Origin of the sequence: Burkholderia oklahomensis C6786 (assembly GCF_000959365.1) — a bacterium.
GTDB classification, from domain to species: domain Bacteria; phylum Pseudomonadota; class Gammaproteobacteria; order Burkholderiales; family Burkholderiaceae; genus Burkholderia; species Burkholderia oklahomensis.
The window spans coordinates 984,547-1,001,845 of sequence record NZ_CP009555.1; the positions used below are offsets into that span (position 1 = coordinate 984,547).

Genomic DNA, 17,299 nt, shown 5'->3' on the forward strand with positions numbered 1-17,299 from the left:
GTGGACTCGGATGCGGCGCAACCCGTCCAAAACATTCTAGGAGGCGCGTCGCGATCGAGGTGAAACGATGGTGTCGCTTGTGTAACGGGAGGTAAGACAATAGGCCACACGAGCGTGTGCAACCTGCGCGCGGACATCGTGTACCCGCTCTTCTCGTTCGTCGTCGGCACGACGTGCGCGCGCCCATCGCGCAAAATTTTCTTGCGATGGAAAGCGGCGGCGCCGATGCGCGCATCTTTTACGCGGCGCTGTAAGCCCGATCGAATCCAATCATCGAGATTGGCGCGTCGACACTTCGGTTCGCTCGTCGCGCGAGCGGCGGCGCACGCGGGTCTCGCTTGCCGCATTCGCATCGATATCGCGCGATCGTCGATCCGCGCATCCGAAACGTTCGCGACGATTCTTTCGATGCACGCGCGCCGAACGCGCATGTCGCCGCGGCACCGCGTGCGATATCTAGGTGGATACGCTAACACCCCGTTTTTTCGCTCAAGAGCGAACGGCCGAGCGCCGATATCGCAAGGAATCCAATATGAAAAAATGAAGCGGAGGCTTCGTGAACACAGGATCCGAGGAATCGATCACGCCCGTCGCGCCGGAGGCGTCGCACGCGTGCGCCGGCACGGCCGGCAACGCGCCAGCCGCGCCCGTGATCCTGATCGTCGACGACGAGCCGAGCATCCTCTCGGCGCTCAAGCGTCTGCTGCGCACGGCGCGCTATCAGGTCGTCACGGCCGAGAGCGGCGCGGCCGCGCTCGACGTGCTCGCCGCCGGCGAAGTCGATCTCATCGTCTCCGACATGCGGATGCCGGGCATGACGGGCGCCGAATTTCTCGCACGCGCGCAGACGCGCCATCCGGACACGATGCGCATCCTGCTGACGGGCTACTCGGAGATCGACGCGGTCGTGAGCGCGATCAACGAAGGCGGCGTGTACCGTTATCTGAACAAGCCGTGGGACGACCACGACCTGCTGCTCACGGTCAAGCAGGCGCTCGAGCAGCGGCGGCTGCGCCAGGAGACCGCGCGCCTCTTCGCGCTCACGCAGAAGCAGAACGAGGCGCTCGTCGCGCTCAGCACCGCGCTCGAAGCGCAGGTGCACGCGCGCACCGAGGAAATCCGGCAGACCGTGCTGTTCCTCGAAGACGCGCAGCGCGACCTGAAGCGCAATTTCATGACGATGATCCAGGTCGGCGCGAACATGATCGAGCTGCGCTGCGGCGTGATGGGCGGCGAATCGCGGCGCATCGGCGAGCTCGCGAAGCAGCTCGCGCTCGCGTTCGACATGAGCGCGCTGCAGGCGCAGGATCTCCATTTCGCCGGCCTGCTGCACGGGATCGGCAAGCTGTCGCTGCCGGACGAGCTGCTGCGCAAATCGATCGACCGGATGAATGCGGAAGAAAGCCGGCTGTTCCATCAGCATCCGCTGCGCGCGCAGATGGTGCTCACGCCCGTCGCGCAGCTCAATCAGGTCGCGCACATCATTCGCCACCAGTACGAACGCTTCAACGGCCGCGGCACGCCGGACGGCCTCGCGGGCGACGACATCCCGCTCGGCGCGCGCATCCTCGCGGTCGCGCGCGACTATGAAGGGCTGCAGCGCGGCGGCGTCGTCAACCAGCGTATGCAGTCCGAACAGGCGATTGCGCTCATCAAGTCGCAGGCCGGCATGCGCTACGACCCGCACGTCGTCGATCGTTTCGTCGCGCTCGCGAAAGACCCGGCGACGCTCGGCTGCAACACGCCGTATGCGCAGATCACGGGCGGCCAGCTGCTGGAGGGCATGCGGCTCGCCGACGATCTGCGCACGAGCCGCGGCGTGCTGCTGATGACGAAGGGCAGCGTCGTGTCCGCGCATCAGGTCGCGCTCGTGCGGCGCTACGAGGCGCAGGAGGCCACGCCGTTCACGATCCTGATCCAGACGCCGCCGCCGAAGGTCGATGCCGCGGCGGCCTCCGGGCGCTGACGCGCGCGCCGCCCTCGCCGTCGCGCACACCACGACGAGCCGACGCCCATGCACGGAACCTTCGACTTCCCGCTCGTCCTGCTGTCGCTCGCGATCGCGACGCTCGCGTCGTACACGGCGCTCGATCTGAGCGCGCTCATCTCGCTCCTCGACAAGCCGAGGATGCGGCTCGCATGGCTCGCGGGCGGCGCGGCCGCGATGGGCACGGGCATCTGGGCGATGCACTTCGTCGGCATGCTCGCGTTCTCGCTGCCGATTCCACTCGGCTACGATTTCCGGCTCACGTTCCTGTCGCTCGCGATCGCGATGGTCGTCTCGTACTTCGCGCTGAACGCAGTGACGCGCGGCACGCTCACGCGCGAGCGGCTCGCGGTGGGCGGCGTGCTGATGGGACTCGGCATCGCCGCGATGCACTACACCGGCATGAACGCGCTGCAGATGCAGCCGGCGATCGAATACGACCGGACGCTCTTCGTCGCGTCGATCGCGATCGCGATCGGCGCATCGACGACCGCGCTCTGGATCGCGCACCGTCTGTGCAATGAAAACCAGCCGCGCGTGATCGTGAAGCGGATCGCCGCGGCGGGCGTGATGGGCATCGCGATCACCGGCATGCATTACACCGGGATGGCGGCCGCGCATTTTCACGCGAATGCGGTCTGCATGGCGAGGAACGGCATCAGCGGTGCGTGGCTCGGCGCGACGATCGCGCTCTTCACGGCCACCATCCTGAGCGCGACGCTCGTCGTGTCGCGCTTCGACGCGCGCACCGCGTTCCTGCGCGGGATGACCGACGCGCTCGAAGAGCTCGTCAGGAAGCGCACGAGCGAGCTCGAAGGCGCGCTGCGGCAATACGAAGCCACGACGCACGTGCTGCAGCGCACGCGCAGGAAGATGGAGCAGGAGATCGACGAACGCAAGGCCGCGCAGGCGCGCCTCGAACACGAGAAGGACGAGCAGCGCCGGCTGATTCACCAGCTCGAGGAAACGCACGTGCAGTTGCTGCAGTCGGAAAAGCTCGCGTCGATCGGCCAGCTCGCCGCGGGCGTCGCGCACGAGATCAACAATCCGATCGGCTTCGTCAACGCGAATCTCAATACGCTGAAGGGCTGGGTCCAGGGCCTGCTCGACGTGATCGCCGTGCAGGAAGCGATGACGCGCGCGCTCGCCGCCGACGCGCGCGCGCCGCTCGCAGCAGCGTCGCGCGACGTCGACCTCGACTACGTGCGCGGCGACATCATGGCGCTCATCGACGAATCGATCGACGGCGCGATGCGCGTGCGGCGCATCGTCTGCGACCTGCGCGACTTCTCGCGGCCGAGCGGAGACGAATGGACGTTCGCCGATCTGCACGCGGGACTCGAGAGCACGCTGAACGTCGTCCACAACGAGCTCAAGTACAAGGCGGAGGTCGTGCGCGAATACGGCGGCCTGCCGCTCGTCGAATGCAACGCCGCGCAGCTGAACCAGGTGTTCATGAATCTGCTCGTCAACGCCGCGCAGTCGATCGAGGCGCGCGGCACGATCACGATTCGCACGACGCACGACGCCGACACCGCGTCGATCTCGATCGCCGACACGGGCGTCGGCATTCCCGGCGACGTGATCGGCAGGATCTTCGATCCGTTCTTCACGACGAAGCCGGTCGGCCGGGGCACGGGGCTCGGGCTGTCGATCTCGCACGGCATCGTCGAGCACCACGGCGGGCGCATCGACGTCGAGAGCCGCGTCGGCCGCGGCACGACGTTTACGATCACGCTGCCGGTCCGGCGCAAGACCGACTCGGCCGAACGCGCGGGCGCGCTCGATCGCGACGCAGGCGGCGCACGCAAGACGGCGCGCGCCGCCGCCCCGCCCGCTTCGCCGCTTACGCGCGGCGCGCCTTGCTGAGCACGATCGTCTCGAACAGCTCGTACTCGGCGGTCGGCTTCTGATCGGCGCCCGGCGCGTGATAGTAGTTCACCGTGATCGACGTATCGCCGCCGTGCTCGCCCGGATCGTAGTCGAACACCGCGATCCCGTAGCCCGTGCCCGTGTCGCGCCGCGCGGACCAGATCGCATCCTCGAGCGCATCCGCGCCGTGCCGCACGAACGTGTTCGGCGCCGTGCCCGGCACCGGCCGGTTCGGCTTCGTGAACACGCGCGCCTGCGGCAGGCCCGTCGCCGGATTTTCGCCGTACACGTCGAGCGGCGCGCTCGTGCCGCCGCCGCCGAGAATCATGTGGATCGTGCCGCGCGACGTGTCGAACTTGCCGTCGGTCGGCTCCGACGTGACGACGGGACGCGGCTGCATCGTGTCGACGACCTCGCCCGTCGCCGAGTCGACGCCCGTGCGATGGTTGCAGCCGCGCACCGGGAAGCTCCGCTCGTAGTCGTGGTCGTGGCCGCACAGCACGAGGTCGACGCCGTAGCGGTCGAAGAGCGGCAGCCACGCTTCGCGGATGCCCTTGTCCGAGCCGTTGCCCGTCTTCGACGAGCTGAGCGCGTCCTGGTGCATCTGCACGACGATCCAGTCGATGTCGCGATCGTGCGACGCGCGGCGCAGCGTCTCTTCGAGCCAGCGCGTCTGCTCGCCGCGGCTGTAGCCGCGCACGTAGAACGACGTGCCGGGAGGAATCGGGCCGTTGCCGGTGCTCGCCGCCGGCACGAGCGGATTCGGGCCCGCGACGAACGCGGCCGCGTCCTGATAGACGACGTCGTCCGCGTCGAGCGACACGAACAGCACCGCGCCAACGCGGAAGCTGTACCAGCGGCCCGGGAAGCGCGTGCCGTTCTCCGGCAGCGTGTAGCGCGCGAGATACGAGTCGAGCCCTTGCGGGCCGTTGTGGAATTCGATCTCGTGATTGCCGGGGCACGGCATCCACGGCCGATTCGCGGCGGACGTCTGATTGTTGTTGCCGAAGTCGCGCCACACGTCGGGCTGATGCGCGGGATTCAGGTTCGCATAGCAGAGATCGCCGTTCAGCAGATGAAAGAGCGGCTGGAAGCGCTCGACCGCCTGCACCGCGAAGCGGCTCTGCGGCGACGACAGCACCCAGCCCGTATTCGGCGTCGCGAGGTCGCCGTAGCTCGTCCAGCGAAATGGCGCGCGGCCGCGCGGCGCCGTGTCGAAGCGGGCGGCGAACGGCTTCGCCGCGTTGCTGTCGTTGTCGGCCGTGACTTCGTAGCGATAGACGGAGCCCGGCTTGAGTCCGCGCAGCCGCGCGTGATACGCGAACACGACTTCGCCGTTCAGGCCGTCGGTGTACGTGCGCTGCACGCCGTGCACGGTCCGCCACGCTTCGTTCGGACCCGCGAAGCGCACGCGCGGGTTCGCCGCGGCCGCGAGCGTCGCCCACGACACGACGACCTCGTTCGCGTCCGCGTCGCCCCACGTCAGATGAATCTGCTCGGGCGTGCCATCCGGCGCGGCGGCCGCTGCCCGCACGGCGGCAAGGCCGCTCGCGGCGGTCGCGAGTCCGGATGCGCCGGCGAACTTGAGAAAGCCGCGGCGGGAAACGGCGGAAGGCTGCTCGGTCGGCGGCACGTCGGGGGTTGGCTTGTTCGACATGATTTCGTTCGATCGTGGGAAAGTCGTGGGAAAGGTATGAAAGCGACCGGCATTCGCCGCGCGCAGCGGCGCGACAGCCTGCATCGAAGCTCGGCCGCGCGCGCCAGCGCCGACACCTTATGCCGGGATGCGTGACGCGACGATGTCAGCGCGTTGCGCTGCGCTCACGTCGGCTTCGGGCGGAAACCGGCGCGCGCTCCGGGCGTCGTCGAGTCGACTTCGGTCAGGTTTCGGCCGCATCTCGGCGCGATTCCGCAATTCCGCGATTCCGCGATTCCGCGATTCCGCGATTCCGCGATTCCGCAATTCCGCAATTCCGCGACGCCGCGGCGCAATCGCAGTCAAGGCCGCCGCCGCGCGACCGTCGCGCTTCGACATCGCGCTTCGACATCGCGCTTCGACATCGCACTTCGACGCGACAGCCCGGACATCGCGAAACGGCGCGCCCGCGCGCGGTGAACCCGCCCGGCGAGCCCGGGTCCAATCGCGGTTTGTTCGACGAGAATTCCCATGTTCAGCAAGACCCGCCACGCGCTCGCCCTCGCGGCCGTCGCGCTCGTCGTTGCGGCCGGCCTTGCCGGCTGCGAGACGAATGCCGCGGCGAACGCGCCCGCCACGCAGCCGGCTGCGCCGCAAGCCGCGACGAAGACCGTCTACGTCGCCGCGCAGACGGCGCGCTGTGTCGGCGTCGCGCCGATGGACTGCCTGCAGGTGCGCACGAGCCCGAACGCGCCATGGCAGCTCTGGTACAGCGGCATCGAAGGCTTCGACTACCGCCCGGGCTACGAATACCAGCTCGAGATCGCCGAGTACGAAGTGCCGAATCCGCCTGCCGACGGTTCGTCGATTCGCCGGGTGTTGAAGCGCATCATCCGGCAGCAGCCGCGCTGAGCCGGACGGCGTCGGGACGGGCGCGAAACGCGCGCGGCGCATGCCGCCCGCGCCTCGCGATCCCGAATCAGGCACGCGCGCTCAGAGCGCGCGTCCGTCGAAATGCCGGACCGGCACCGCGTCGAGATCGATGCCGTCCAGACAGCGGATGTTGACGGCCGCCATCGCGTTGCCCTTCGGATCCGTGCCCTCCGCGAACGGATGAATCCCGCAGGTCGGACAGAACCGATGCCGGATCACGTGCTTGTTGAACAGATAGGTCGCGATGTCGCCGTCGGGCGTTTTCAAGCGGAACGCGTCGCGCGGCACGAACCACAGCAGCGAGCCCTTGCGCATGCACATCGAACAGTTGCACGCACAGGCGCCCTCGATCTCCCCTTCCACTTCGAACTTGACTCTGCCGCAATGGCAGCTGCCGGTGTAAAGCATCGTCGCCTCCTTCGATCGGGCCCGGCTCGGCGACGCGGCGACGCCGCGTTCGCATGCCCGGCCGGTGGCGTACGTTAACGCTCGGCCGGACGGACCGCAACCGTCGGGCAGCGCCCCTCGAACTGCTTGCGGACGAAGCGGGAAATCGCACCCGACCCGACTCGCCCGACGACATTCGCGCCGAACGCGCGGCGCGATCCGGCCGCGCGTCCGCCGCCGCGTACGGCGCGAACTCCGCCGCGGCGCTCACTATGTGCGCAAGGCCGCGATCGATACTACTTTCGCGCGGCGCCGCTGTACGATTCATGCATGATTCATGCAGACGACAGGAGACACCCGCAATGAAAATCACCCGCCTCGAAACCTTCGTCGTTCCGCCTCGATGGCTGTTCCTGAAGATCGAGACCGACGCGGGCATCGTCGGCTGGGGCGAGCCGATCGTCGAGGGCCGCGCGCACACGGTCGAAGCGGCCGTGCACGAGCTCGCCGACTACCTCGTCGGCCAGGACCCGCTTCGCATCGAAGACCACTGGCAAGTGATGTACCGCGCGGGCTTCTATCGCGGCGGCCCGATCACGATGAGCGCGATCGCGGGCATCGACCAGGCGCTCTGGGACATCTCGGGCAAGCATCACGGCGCGCCCGTCCACGCGCTCCTCGGCGGCCCGGTGCGGGACCGGATCAAGGTCTATTCGTGGATCGGCGGCGACCGTCCGAGCGACGTCGCGAACAACGCGCGCGCGGTCGTCGAGCGCGGCTTCCAGGCGGTGAAGATGAACGGCTCGGAGGAGCTGCAGATCATCGACACGTTCGACAAGGTCGAAAAGGTGATCGCGAACGTCGCGGCGGTGCGCGAAGCGGTCGGGCCGCACGTCGGGATCGGCGTCGACTTCCACGGCCGCGTGCACAAGCCGATGGCGAAGGTGCTCGCGAAGGAGCTCGATCCGTACAAGCTGATGTTCATCGAAGAGCCCGTGCTGTCCGAGAACGCCGAGGCGCTGCGCGACATCGCGAACCAGACGAGCACGCCAATCGCGCTCGGCGAGCGGCTCTACTCGCGCTGGGACTTCAAGCACATCCTCGCGGGCGGCTACGTCGACATCGTCCAGCCGGACGCGTCGCACGCGGGCGGGATCACCGAATGCCGGAAGATCGCGACGCTCGCGGAGAGCTACGACGTCGCGCTCGCGCTGCACTGCCCGCTCGGGCCGATCGCGCTCGCCGCGTGCCTGCAGCTCGACGCGGTCAGCTACAACGCGTTCATCCAGGAGCAGAGCCTCGGGATCCACTACAACCAGGGCAGCGACCTGCTCGACTATCTGCGCAATCCGGAGGTGTTCCGCTACGCGGACGGCTTCGTCTCGATCCCGCAGGGGCCGGGGCTCGGTATCGACGTCGACGAGGAGAAGGTGCGCGAGATGGCGAAGATCGGGCACCGCTGGCGCAATCCGGTGTGGCGGCACGCGGACGGCAGCGTCGCCGAGTGGTGAGCCGCGCGGGCGGGCGGACCGCCCGTCCGCGGGCCGATGTCGGGAACGCGGCGGCGCGGCGTGCGAAACGGGCGACCGGCTCGGAAGAAAGCTGAAGAATAACGCATGCGATTCGCCAAGCGCGCCGCCTGCAGGCGGGCCGCGCGACGGCGCGCGCGAGCATGCGCCGACAATCCCGGCTGAGCGGCCGTCATGCGCAGCCGTTCGTCGCTACGCTCGGTCGGCATCGGCATGACGCCATGCATGAAGGCCGCATCACGACGTCACGCCCGCCGCGCGCCCCGCCGCTCCGAACGACCGGCCGTCGCCTACGCGACGGCCCGCCCGATCCATACCCGAGCCCACCCGCCGCCGAGCGCGCGCTCGCGCGTCAGCCCGCCGCGACCGGCGCGATAAACGACAGCACCGCCGCCGCGACGAACACGCCGATCATCGCGAGCGCTTCGAGATGCAGCACGTTGCGGAACGTATGCGCGTCCTCGGTCGACGCGGTGCGGCGCAGCCGCGGCAGCGCCGAGAAGCGATTGAGCGCCGCGAGCACCAGCGCGAGCGTGACGAGCGCGAGCTTCAGCAGCAATATGCGTCCCCACGCGCTGCCGTCGAGCGCCGCGAAATTACCGCCCGTGCCGCGGATCGTGTTGAGCGCGCCCGTGACGACCACGAACGCGAGCGCGGCGATCGACGCGCTCGACAGCCGCTGCGCGATGCGGATCATCGCGCCGCGCGCGATCGACGAGCCGAGCGCAGGCAGCACGGCCATCCCGCCCGCGATCACGAGCCCGCCCCATGCGGCCGTCGCGGCGACGTGCACCGTCTGCACGCCGACCGCGGCCGAGAGCGCGCCCGAATCGGCCGCATGGCCGAGCGACGCCTTGCCCGCCGCGACGACGAGCGTCGCAATCGCGAAGAGCGCGCCGGCGAGCGGGCCGCTCGGCCGGGCGAGCGCAACCGCGAGCAGCAGCAGCGCGCCGCCGCACGCGACGCTCCACGCATGCCCGACGTGCGTCTGCACGAGCACGGTCGGAATCACGCCGAACGCGCCGCGCAGGCCCGCGCCGCTCATCGACGCGGCCTCGTAGACGAGCCAGCCGACGTCGGCGAGGACGAGCACGGCCGCCGCGACGGCGAGCGAGCGAAGCGACTGCCGCCAGGCGGGATGCGACGGCGCGATGACGCTCTTCGCGCCGTCGTTCGCGAGCCACGCGCCGATCAGCGCGGAGCCGACGGCGACCGCGAACGCGACGTCGCCGAGCGCGGCGAGCGCCGCCTGGCCGAACCAGAGGCTGTCGATCTTCATCGCGCACCGCCTGCGCCGCGCGCACCGGACACCGCTCCGACACACGGCGCGTCGGAGAAATGAAAGGATCGACTGTTGTTTTCAGGCAAACAGGAAAAAGAGGACTTCATCGACTCGCATGGAAGGAAAAGAAATCGGGGCGGCGCGGCGGACCGCCCTGACGCCGCGCCCCCGAAGTGTACGGGCTTCGCCGTCGGCTGCGCAGCTTGTCCGACGTTTGAACTGTCATCCGCGCGTCAAATTGTCGCAACCCGACCAGGGCTTGGAACCGTGCCCTCCGCGTCAAATAGCCGCCATTATCCATCGATGATAGAATGCCGCGTCGCAGCAGCCCGGCTGCCTGCCCTCGTTAGTTCTTGCCGTCATGCCGAGCCGATCGGAGCCCGGTCAGGTCCCCGACGAATAACAATGGAGTCCCGTGTGTCTTCTAGACGCCTTTTCCGTCCGCTGCTCGCCGTTGTGTTGATGGGCGCAGCGAGCCTTCTGAGCACTGCGCACGCGCAGACCAAGCCCACCGAGCCGGCCGCCGCGAAGGCGCCCCTGAAGGCGCCCGACACGTTGGCTGAGCGCGTGCGCGGCTGTACGGCCTGCCACGGCACGCACGGGCAGGGCACCGACAACGACTACTTTCCGCGTCTGGCGGGCAAGCCGGCCGAATACCTGTACAACCAGCTCGTGAACTTCCGCGACGGTCGCCGCAAGTACCCGCCGATGAACTATCTGCTCACGTACCTGAACGACGACTACCTGCACGAGATCGCGCAGCACTTCTCGGAGCAGCGTCCGCCGTACCCGGCGCCGACGAAGCCGACCGTGCCCGCCGCCGTCGTCGAGCGCGGCAAGCAGCTCGCGCTGCACGGCGATCCGGCGCGCAAGCTGCCCGCGTGCGTCGCGTGCCACGGCACCACGCTGACCGGCATGCAGCCCGCGATTCCGGGTCTCGTCGGCCTGCATAGCGATTATCTGAGCGCGCAGATCGGCGCGTGGCGTTCGGGCACGCGTCATGCGAAGGCGCCCGACTGCATGCACGAAGTCGCGAGCAAACTGTCCGACGAGGACGTGACCGCCGTGACCGCGTGGCTCGCCGCGCAGCCGGCGCCCGCCAACCCCGTGCCGGCCCCGGCCCGCTCGATGAAGACTCCGCTCGCCTGCGGCAGCGAACCGCAATAAGGCAAGGGAGACAGACTAAATGAAACGCAAGTCCCTGTTTGCACTCTCGGCTGTCGCGATCGTCGCGGCAGCGGCCCTCGTGCCCGTCCTGTGGCCGGGCAACGACACGCTGCACGGCAACGCCGCCGTCGCCGCGACGCCCGCCGACCAGGCCGCGCTCATCAAGAAGGGCGAATACCTCGCGCGCGTCGGCGACTGCATCGCGTGCCACACCGTGCGCGGCGGCAAGTCGTTCGCGGGCGGCCTGCCGATGGCGACGCCGTTCGGCACGATGTACACGCCGAACATCACGCCGGACGACCAATACGGCATCGGCAAGTGGACGTCGGACGATTTCTACCGCGCGATGCACACCGGCCGCTCGAAGGACGGCAGCCTGCTCTACCCGGGCTTCCCGTTCGCGAGCTACACGAAGGTCACGCGCGCGGATTCGGACGCGATCTACGCGTACCTGCGCTCGGTTGCGCCCGTCAACACGGCGAGCCGTCCGCACGAGCTGCGCTTCCCGTTCAACAACCGCAACCTGCTGATCGGCTGGCGCACGCTGTTCTTCAAGGAAGGCGAGTACAAGCCGGATCCGACGAAGTCGGTCGAATGGAACCGCGGCGCGTATCTCGTCGAAGGCCTCGGCCACTGCAGCATGTGCCACACGTCGATCAACATGATGGGCGGTCCGGTGAGTTCGGCGGCCTTCGCGGGCGGCCTGATTCCGCTGCAGAACTGGTACGCGCCGTCGCTCACGAACGACAAGGAACTCGGCCTCGGCGACTGGCACGTCCAGGAGCTGTCCGACCTGCTGCAAGCGGGCGTGTCGAAGAAGGGCGCGGTGTTCGGCCCGATGGCGGACGTCGTCCACAACAGTCTGCAGTACATGACGGACGAGGACACGCGCGCGATGTCGACTTACCTGAAGTCGATCCCGCAGAAAGCCGAAGCGCCGAAGAACATGCAGTACGAGCCGTCGCCGCAGTTCGGCAGCGCGCTGCTCGAGCAGGGCAAGAAGATCTACGCGGACAACTGCGCGACCTGCCACGGCGCGCACGGCGAAGGCAAGCCGACCGCGTACCCGCCGCTCGCGCAGAACCGCTCGATCATGATGGAATCGGCCGTGAATCCGATCCGCATGGTGCTGAACGGCGGCTATCCGCCGAGCACGTCCAAGAATCCGCGTCCGTATGGGATGCCGCCGTTCGCACAGTCGCTGTCGAACCAGGAAGTCGCGGCAGTCGTTACGTACATCCGGATGTCGTGGGGCAACAACGGATCGCCCGTCTCGCCGCAACAGGTGAGCGACCTGCGTTCCGCGCCGCTCGATTAATCGGCACTCGACGCGAACGGGGCGCGGCTGCGGGAAACCGCGGCCGCGCCCTTTTGCTTTTTCGGTGACGTCCGTTTCCCGCGCGGGCCGCGCGAGGACGCCGCCTTACCAATAAATCAAGAGTATCTATGTCTTTCGCATCTCTCGGCCTCGCCGAACCACTCGTGCGGGCCGTCAACGAGCTGGGCTACACGCAGCCCACGCCGATCCAGGCCCAGGCCATCCCCGCCGTGCTGGGCGGCGGCGATCTTCTCGCCGGCGCGCAGACGGGCACCGGCAAGACGGCCGGCTTCACGCTGCCGATCCTGCAACGCCTGCACACGTTCTACGCGGAAAACCGCGGCGCGCGGCGCGCGGTGCGCGCCCTCATCCTCACGCCGACGCGCGAGCTCGCCGCGCAGGTCGAGGAAAGCGTGCGCGCATACAGCAAGTATGTGAAGCTGCGCTCGACCGTGATGTTCGGCGGCGTCAGCATCAATCCGCAGATCGATGCGCTGAAGCGCGGCGTCGACATCGTCGTCGCGACGCCGGGGCGCCTGCTCGATCACATGCAGCAAAAGACGATCGACGTGTCGAGCCTCGACATCCTCGTGCTCGACGAAGCCGACCGGATGCTCGACATGGGCTTCATCCACGACATCAAGCGCGTGCTCGCGAAGCTGCCGAAGAAACGCCAGAACCTCCTGTTCTCGGCAACCTTCTCCGACGAGATCAAGTCGCTCGCGGACAGTCTGCTCGACTCGCCCGCGCTGATCGAAGTCGCCCGCCGCAACACGACGGCCGAGACGGTCGCGCAGAAGATCCACCCGGTCGACCGCGACCGCAAGCGCGAGCTGCTCACGCATCTGATCCGCGAGCACAACTGGTTCCAGGTGCTCGTGTTCACGCGCACGAAGCACGGCGCGAACCGGCTCGCCGAGCAGCTGACGAAGGACGGCATCAGCGCGATGGCGATCCACGGCAACAAGAGCCAGTCGGCGCGCACGCGCGCCCTCGCCGAGTTCAAGAGCAGCACGCTGCAGGTGCTCGTCGCGACCGACATCGCCGCGCGCGGGATCGACATCGATCAATTGCCGCACGTCGTCAACTTCGATCTGCCGAACGTGCCCGAAGACTACGTGCACCGGATCGGCCGCACCGGCCGCGCGGGCGCGAACGGCGAGGCGGTGTCGCTCGTGTGCGTCGACGAGAAGCAGTTGCTGCGCGACATCGAGCGGCTCATCAAGCGCGAGATCTCGCAGGAAGTGATTGCGGGCTTCGAGCCGGATCCGAACGCGAAGCCGGAGCCGATCCAGCGGCGCGGGCAGCGCGGCGGGGATGGCGGCGGCGCGGGCACCGGCGGCGGCAATCGCGCGCCGCGGGCCGCGAATCAGGGGCAAGCGCCGGGCCAGCCCGCCGCGCGTCGCGACGGCGGCGCGCAGACGAAGGCTGCGCCACCGAAGGCCGCGCAACCCAAGGCCGCGAAGCCGCAGCAAGCGCGCGGCGGCAGCGGACGACCGGCGGGCAGCGGCAACGCGAACGGCGGCGGCGCGCATGCGAACCGCAATCGTTCGTCGCGCAGCGGTCAGCGCGGCCATTGAGCGTCACGCGCCGCTGCGCCGCTCGTCGAAGCAGCCCGGCGGCGCGCTGCCTCCTCTTCTCTCTGGGTGAGCGCGCCCTCGTGCGTCCTTCAGCGCTTGAGCTGCGCGATCTGCCGCGCCCAGCGCGCGAGCACGGCGGGCGCATCGGCGTCGGCGAGCTCGAACGCGATGCCCGCCGTCAGACGCGCATAGCCGACTCGCTGCGCTTCGCCGCCGACGAGCGTGGCGATGAAGCGCGCGAGCCCGTCGTCGGTGAAATCGGATGAATCGATGCGCAAGCGCGCCTGATGGAATGCGTCGTCGGCGACGAACGTGAGCGTCGCGTCGGGATGCGCGGCGAGCGCGCGCGCCGCACGCGACTGCGGCCATAATGAGAAGCGCAGCGACTGCGCATCGGGCGCGTAGAGCTCGCCCGCGCTCAGCAGCGTCGTGCGCGGCTGCGGCGGATCGACGTCGCGCTCGACGACGACGAGTGCGGCGGTGAAGCCCGCCTTGCGCGCGAGATCGCCGCCGTCGAACAGCGCGAGCGCGGCGCCCGGCCACGCGTCATACGTCGTCCGTTCGAGGGTGGGCCGGTCCGGATCGGTCACGGTGTTCTCCTGCTGCGCGTCGTGTCGAACGAAACCCGCAGCATACCGCGGCGCGACGCGGCGCCGACGCTTACCGGAAGAACACGTGCTGCGTGAGCTTCGTCAGCGGATAGTGGACGCCCGGCTGGATCTTCGCGGGCAAGTCGAGCGGCTTGAGCAGCATCTTCACGCACATGTCCGCGGACAGATTGCGCCGCACGAGCGCGTTCACGCGCGCGGTGCGCTCGCGGCAATACGCGGAATCGCCCGCGCGGTCCGGATAGCGGATCGCGAACACGTGCCGCAACGCGATCTCGGAGTCCTCGTTCTTGATCTCGAGCACGCGCCGCGTCAGCGCGCCGAGCACCGCGAGCCGGCCGTTGCCCTCGACCTCGTTGTACTTCTTGAAATAGCGGAAGAAGTGCTTGTAATGGCGGACTTCGTCGGTGCGGATGTTGTCGGTGATCTCCTTGAGCACGGGCTCGTCCGAGCACTCGTTGATCGCGCGATAGAGCGTCGCCGTGCCCGTCTCGACGACGCAGCGCGCGACCATCTCGAGCGCCCGCGTCTTCTCGAACGCTTCGAGCGAGCAGGTCTTCGAATACTCTTCGAAGAAATTCGCGAATGCGAGATCCCAGTCGAACTCGGGCCACACGTGCGCGATATACGCCTTCAGCGCGCGGCCATGCTGCAACTCCTCGTGTTCCCATTCGGTGTTGAGCCACGCCGACACTTCGCGATCGTCGTCGAAGAATTGGCTCAGGTTGCTCGTGTACAGATCGGAGCCGCTCTCGATGAACGACGCGGCGCACAGCAGCAGCAACAGATCTTCGTTCGCTGCGGCGCGTTGACGGTCGATTCGCGTCAGGTCGATGTCTTCGATGCGCCAGGGCATCTCGTGCGATGTATCAGCCAGCATGTTTCGCGCTCCCAAACGCTGCTTCGCGTCCCGACGGGCCGCGCCGCACGCGGCTCGCGATCCCGCCGGTTGCGGCGCGTTGAAATCGGTTATTCGACACGTCCGGCCATCTTAGCCGGACTTTTTTGATCGTGCTTCGAAGCACTGACCTTAACCGGCAATCGCAGTTCCACAGCGATTATCACGCAATATTAGACCCGTAATTCGAAAAGGCGTGCGATATCGAAAACGAAAGCTATTTTTTTGAAATGCCTTTCGATATCGTTTCGCCTGCAATAAACGCCACGTGCAAGACGCATGCGCGGCGCGCGCATCCCGTGCGCGTCAGAAGCCCGCCGCGAGGCCGTCGCGCCGGCTGTCGCTCGCCGCGACATAGCCGCGCTCGGGTTCGTTGCGGTCGAGCCGCCAGATGAACTGGCCGGATCCGAAGTCCATGTAAGGATCGTCGATCGCCTGGATCGCATGGCCGCGCGCGGCGAGCGAATCGACGACGGCCGCATCGAGCGTCGCTTCGACGTCGAGCGTGAACGACCGGCTCACCTTCCAGCGCGGCGCGTCGCATGCGGCCTGCGGCTGCTGGCCGTAGCCGAGCATCCGCACGATCGTCTGCAGATGGCCCTGCGGCTGCATGTCGCCGCCCATCACGCCGAAGCTCATCACCGCTTGTCGCCGCCCGTCCGCCTGCTGCGTGACGAACGCCGGAATGATCGTATGGAACGGCCGCTTGCCGCCCGCGACGACGTTCGGCGACGCCGGGTCCATCGAGAACCCGCAGCCGCGGTTCTGCAGCGCGATCCCCGTGCCCGGCACGACGAGGCCCGAGCCGAAGCCCATGTAGTTCGACTGAATAAAGCTCACCATCATCCCGCGCTCGTCGGCCGCCGACAGATAGATCGTGCCGCCCGCGCGCGGCATCCCGAACGTGAAGTGCGTCGCGCGCTCGACGTCGATCAGCTTCGCGCGCGCGTCGAGATACGCGTCGTCGAGCATCTGCGCGGGCGTGACTTCCATCGCTCGCGGATCGGCGACGTAGCGGTAGACGTCGGCGAACGCGAGCTTCATCGCCTCGATCTGCACGTGCTGCGAATCCGCCGAGTCGGGCGGCAGGTCGGCGAGATCGAAGCGCTCCATGATGCCGAGCGCGATCAGCGCGGCGATCCCCTGCCCGTTCGGCGGGATCTCGTGCACCGTGTAGCCTCGGTAGTCCTTGCCGATCGGCTCGACCCACTCGGGCCGGTACGCGCGCAGATCGTCCGCGGTCAGCGCGCCGCCGCCTTCGCGGAAGAATGCGGCGATCGTCTCGGCGATGGCGCCTTCGTAGAACGCGCGCGCGCCTTCGGCCGCGAGCGTGCGCAGCGTCTTCGCATGGTCCGGCAGCCGCAGCAGCTCGCTCAGCCCGGGCGCGCGGCCGCGCGGCATGAAGGTTTCCGCGAAGCCCGGCTGGTCTTTCAGCTCGGGCACGGCGGCCGCCCACTTGTGCGCGACGATGGCCGCGACCGCATGCCCGCGCTCCGCGAGCTCGATCGCCGGCTCGAGGAGGTCGGCGAACGGCAGCGAGCCGAACTTCGCATGCAGCGCTTCCCAGCCGGCGATCACGCCGGGCACCGTCACCGTGTCCCAGCCGCGCGTCGGCTGCCGCGCGAGGCCGTTGCCCGCTTCGCCGTGCCGGCGGCGGAAATAGTCGACGCTCCACGCGGCGGGCGCGACGCCCGATGCGTTGAGGCCGTGCAGCTTCGCGCCGTCCCAGACGAGCGCGAACGCGTCGCCGCCGAGGCCGCACGACACCGGCTCGACGACGGTGATCGCAGCCGCTGCGGCAATCGCCGCGTCGACCGCGTTGCCGCCCTTCCACAGCATCCTGAGCCCCGCCTGCGCGGCGAGCGGATGCGACGTCGACACGACGTTGCGCGCGAACACCGGCACGCGTGTCGTCGGATACGGGTTGCGCCATGAGAAGGTCGCGCCGGGCATGTTCGAGTGAAGATTCATTGCAGGTAAACTGTAAACAGGATCGAAACAGACATTCCAGCGCGAATGGGCGGCCGCGACAAATTCATTTGTCACATGAATCGATGCGCCGGCAGCATGAATCGAGTCTAATCCGAGTACGGCGCCCGTGC

The 17,299-nt window shown here is 68.3% G+C and carries 12 protein-coding genes and 1 pseudogene; 7 read left to right on the plus strand and 6 right to left on the minus strand.

Features of this window, described 5'->3' with window-relative positions:
- Positions 1-556 precede the first annotated feature (556 nt).
- Positions 557-1,966 carry a response regulator c-di-GMP phosphodiesterase, NosR family gene (gene nosR / locus BG90_RS04385; RefSeq protein ID WP_010114111.1) on the plus strand — a complete coding sequence of 470 codons (1,410 nt, stop codon included), beginning with the start codon at positions 557-559 and terminating at the stop codon, positions 1,964-1,966.
- Between the two features lie 48 nt (positions 1,967-2,014).
- Complete coding sequence (locus BG90_RS04390; RefSeq protein ID WP_010114109.1) at positions 2,015-3,856, plus strand: histidine kinase; 1,842 nt, start codon at positions 2,015-2,017, stop codon at positions 3,854-3,856.
- Here BG90_RS04390 and BG90_RS04395 read toward each other — a convergent pair.
- Positions 3,834-5,516: a purple acid phosphatase family protein gene (locus tag BG90_RS04395; protein ID WP_010114107.1), complete on the minus strand. Its 1,683-nt coding sequence runs from the start codon at positions 5,514-5,516 to the stop codon at positions 3,834-3,836. The genes BG90_RS04390 and BG90_RS04395 overlap by 23 nt on opposite strands.
- Before the next feature lie 510 nt (positions 5,517-6,026).
- On the opposite strand from BG90_RS04395, the pseudogene BG90_RS04405 reads away from it, so the two are divergent.
- Positions 6,027-6,473, plus strand: a pseudogene (locus BG90_RS04405) (DUF4377 domain-containing protein); the annotation flags it as partial.
- A gap of 15 nt (positions 6,474-6,488) precedes the next feature.
- On the opposite strand, the gene BG90_RS04410 reads toward BG90_RS04405, so the two are convergent.
- Positions 6,489-6,836, minus strand: a complete 348-nt coding sequence (locus BG90_RS04410) for a GFA family protein (protein ID WP_010101811.1) — start codon at positions 6,834-6,836, stop codon at positions 6,489-6,491.
- 341 nt (positions 6,837-7,177) lie between these two features.
- On the opposite strand from BG90_RS04410, the gene dgoD reads away from it, so the two are divergent.
- Complete coding sequence (dgoD, locus tag BG90_RS04415) at positions 7,178-8,326, plus strand: galactonate dehydratase (RefSeq protein ID WP_010101810.1); 1,149 nt, start codon at positions 7,178-7,180, stop codon at positions 8,324-8,326.
- Between the two features lie 370 nt (positions 8,327-8,696).
- Here the strand turns inward: dgoD and BG90_RS04420 are convergent, their stop codons facing one another.
- Positions 8,697-9,623, minus strand: coding sequence for a CopD family protein (locus BG90_RS04420; protein WP_010101809.1), 927 nt, complete (start codon positions 9,621-9,623; stop codon positions 8,697-8,699).
- 408 nt (positions 9,624-10,031) lie between these two features.
- On the opposite strand from BG90_RS04420, the gene BG90_RS04425 reads away from it, so the two are divergent.
- The 3 genes from BG90_RS04425 (at position 10,032) to BG90_RS04435 (ending at position 13,691) form a co-directional block, all read left to right on the plus strand.
- Positions 10,032-10,793, plus strand: a complete 762-nt coding sequence (locus BG90_RS04425; RefSeq protein WP_025989664.1) for a c-type cytochrome — start codon at positions 10,032-10,034, stop codon at positions 10,791-10,793.
- Positions 10,794-10,812: 19 nt separating this feature from the next.
- A complete protein-coding gene (locus BG90_RS04430) occupies positions 10,813-12,111 on the plus strand; it encodes a c-type cytochrome (protein ID WP_010101807.1) in 1,299 nt (432 codons plus the stop codon).
- Between the two features lie 128 nt (positions 12,112-12,239).
- On the plus strand, positions 12,240-13,691 hold the full coding sequence (locus BG90_RS04435; protein ID WP_045568062.1) for a DEAD/DEAH box helicase: 1,452 nt from the start codon (positions 12,240-12,242) through the stop codon (positions 13,689-13,691).
- Between the two features lie 89 nt (positions 13,692-13,780).
- Here BG90_RS04435 and BG90_RS04440 read toward each other — a convergent pair whose 3' ends face one another.
- The 3 genes from BG90_RS04440 to BG90_RS04450 all read right to left on the minus strand — a co-directional run bounded on the left by BG90_RS04440 (position 13,781) and on the right by BG90_RS04450 (position 17,168).
- Positions 13,781-14,281, minus strand: coding sequence for a hypothetical protein (locus tag BG90_RS04440; RefSeq protein WP_010101802.1), 501 nt, complete (start codon positions 14,279-14,281; stop codon positions 13,781-13,783).
- 70 nt (positions 14,282-14,351) lie between these two features.
- Positions 14,352-15,179 (minus strand): ferritin-like domain-containing protein, encoded by an 828-nt coding sequence (locus BG90_RS04445; RefSeq protein WP_010101801.1) that lies wholly within the window; start codon positions 15,177-15,179, stop codon positions 14,352-14,354.
- A 324-nt stretch (positions 15,180-15,503) separates the two neighbouring features.
- A complete protein-coding gene (locus BG90_RS04450) occupies positions 15,504-17,168 on the minus strand; it encodes a gamma-glutamyltransferase family protein (RefSeq protein ID WP_010114086.1) in 1,665 nt (554 codons plus the stop codon).
- Positions 17,169-17,299 lie beyond the last annotated feature (131 nt).

Bases quoted from the DNA above. Each gene is read 5' to 3' on its own strand.
- BG90_RS04390 (WP_010114109.1), top strand. From the start codon at position 2,015: ATGCACGGAACCTTCGACTTCCCGCTCGTCCTGCTGTCGCTCGCGATC.
- BG90_RS04395 (WP_010114107.1), bottom strand. From the start codon at position 5,516: ATGTCGAACAAGCCAACCCCCGACGTGCCGCCGACCGAGCAGCCTTCC.
- BG90_RS04410 (WP_010101811.1), bottom strand. From the start codon at position 6,836: ATGCTTTACACCGGCAGCTGCCATTGCGGCAGAGTCAAGTTCGAAGTG.
- dgoD (WP_010101810.1), top strand. From the start codon at position 7,178: ATGAAAATCACCCGCCTCGAAACCTTCGTCGTTCCGCCTCGATGGCTG.
- BG90_RS04420 (WP_010101809.1), bottom strand. From the start codon at position 9,623: ATGAAGATCGACAGCCTCTGGTTCGGCCAGGCGGCGCTCGCCGCGCTC.
- BG90_RS04425 (WP_025989664.1), top strand. From the start codon at position 10,032: ATGGAGTCCCGTGTGTCTTCTAGACGCCTTTTCCGTCCGCTGCTCGCC.
- BG90_RS04430 (WP_010101807.1), top strand. From the start codon at position 10,813: ATGAAACGCAAGTCCCTGTTTGCACTCTCGGCTGTCGCGATCGTCGCG.
- BG90_RS04435 (WP_045568062.1), top strand. From the start codon at position 12,240: ATGTCTTTCGCATCTCTCGGCCTCGCCGAACCACTCGTGCGGGCCGTC.
- BG90_RS04445 (WP_010101801.1), bottom strand. From the start codon at position 15,179: ATGCTGGCTGATACATCGCACGAGATGCCCTGGCGCATCGAAGACATC.
- BG90_RS04450 (WP_010114086.1), bottom strand. From the start codon at position 17,168: ATGAATCTTCACTCGAACATGCCCGGCGCGACCTTCTCATGGCGCAAC.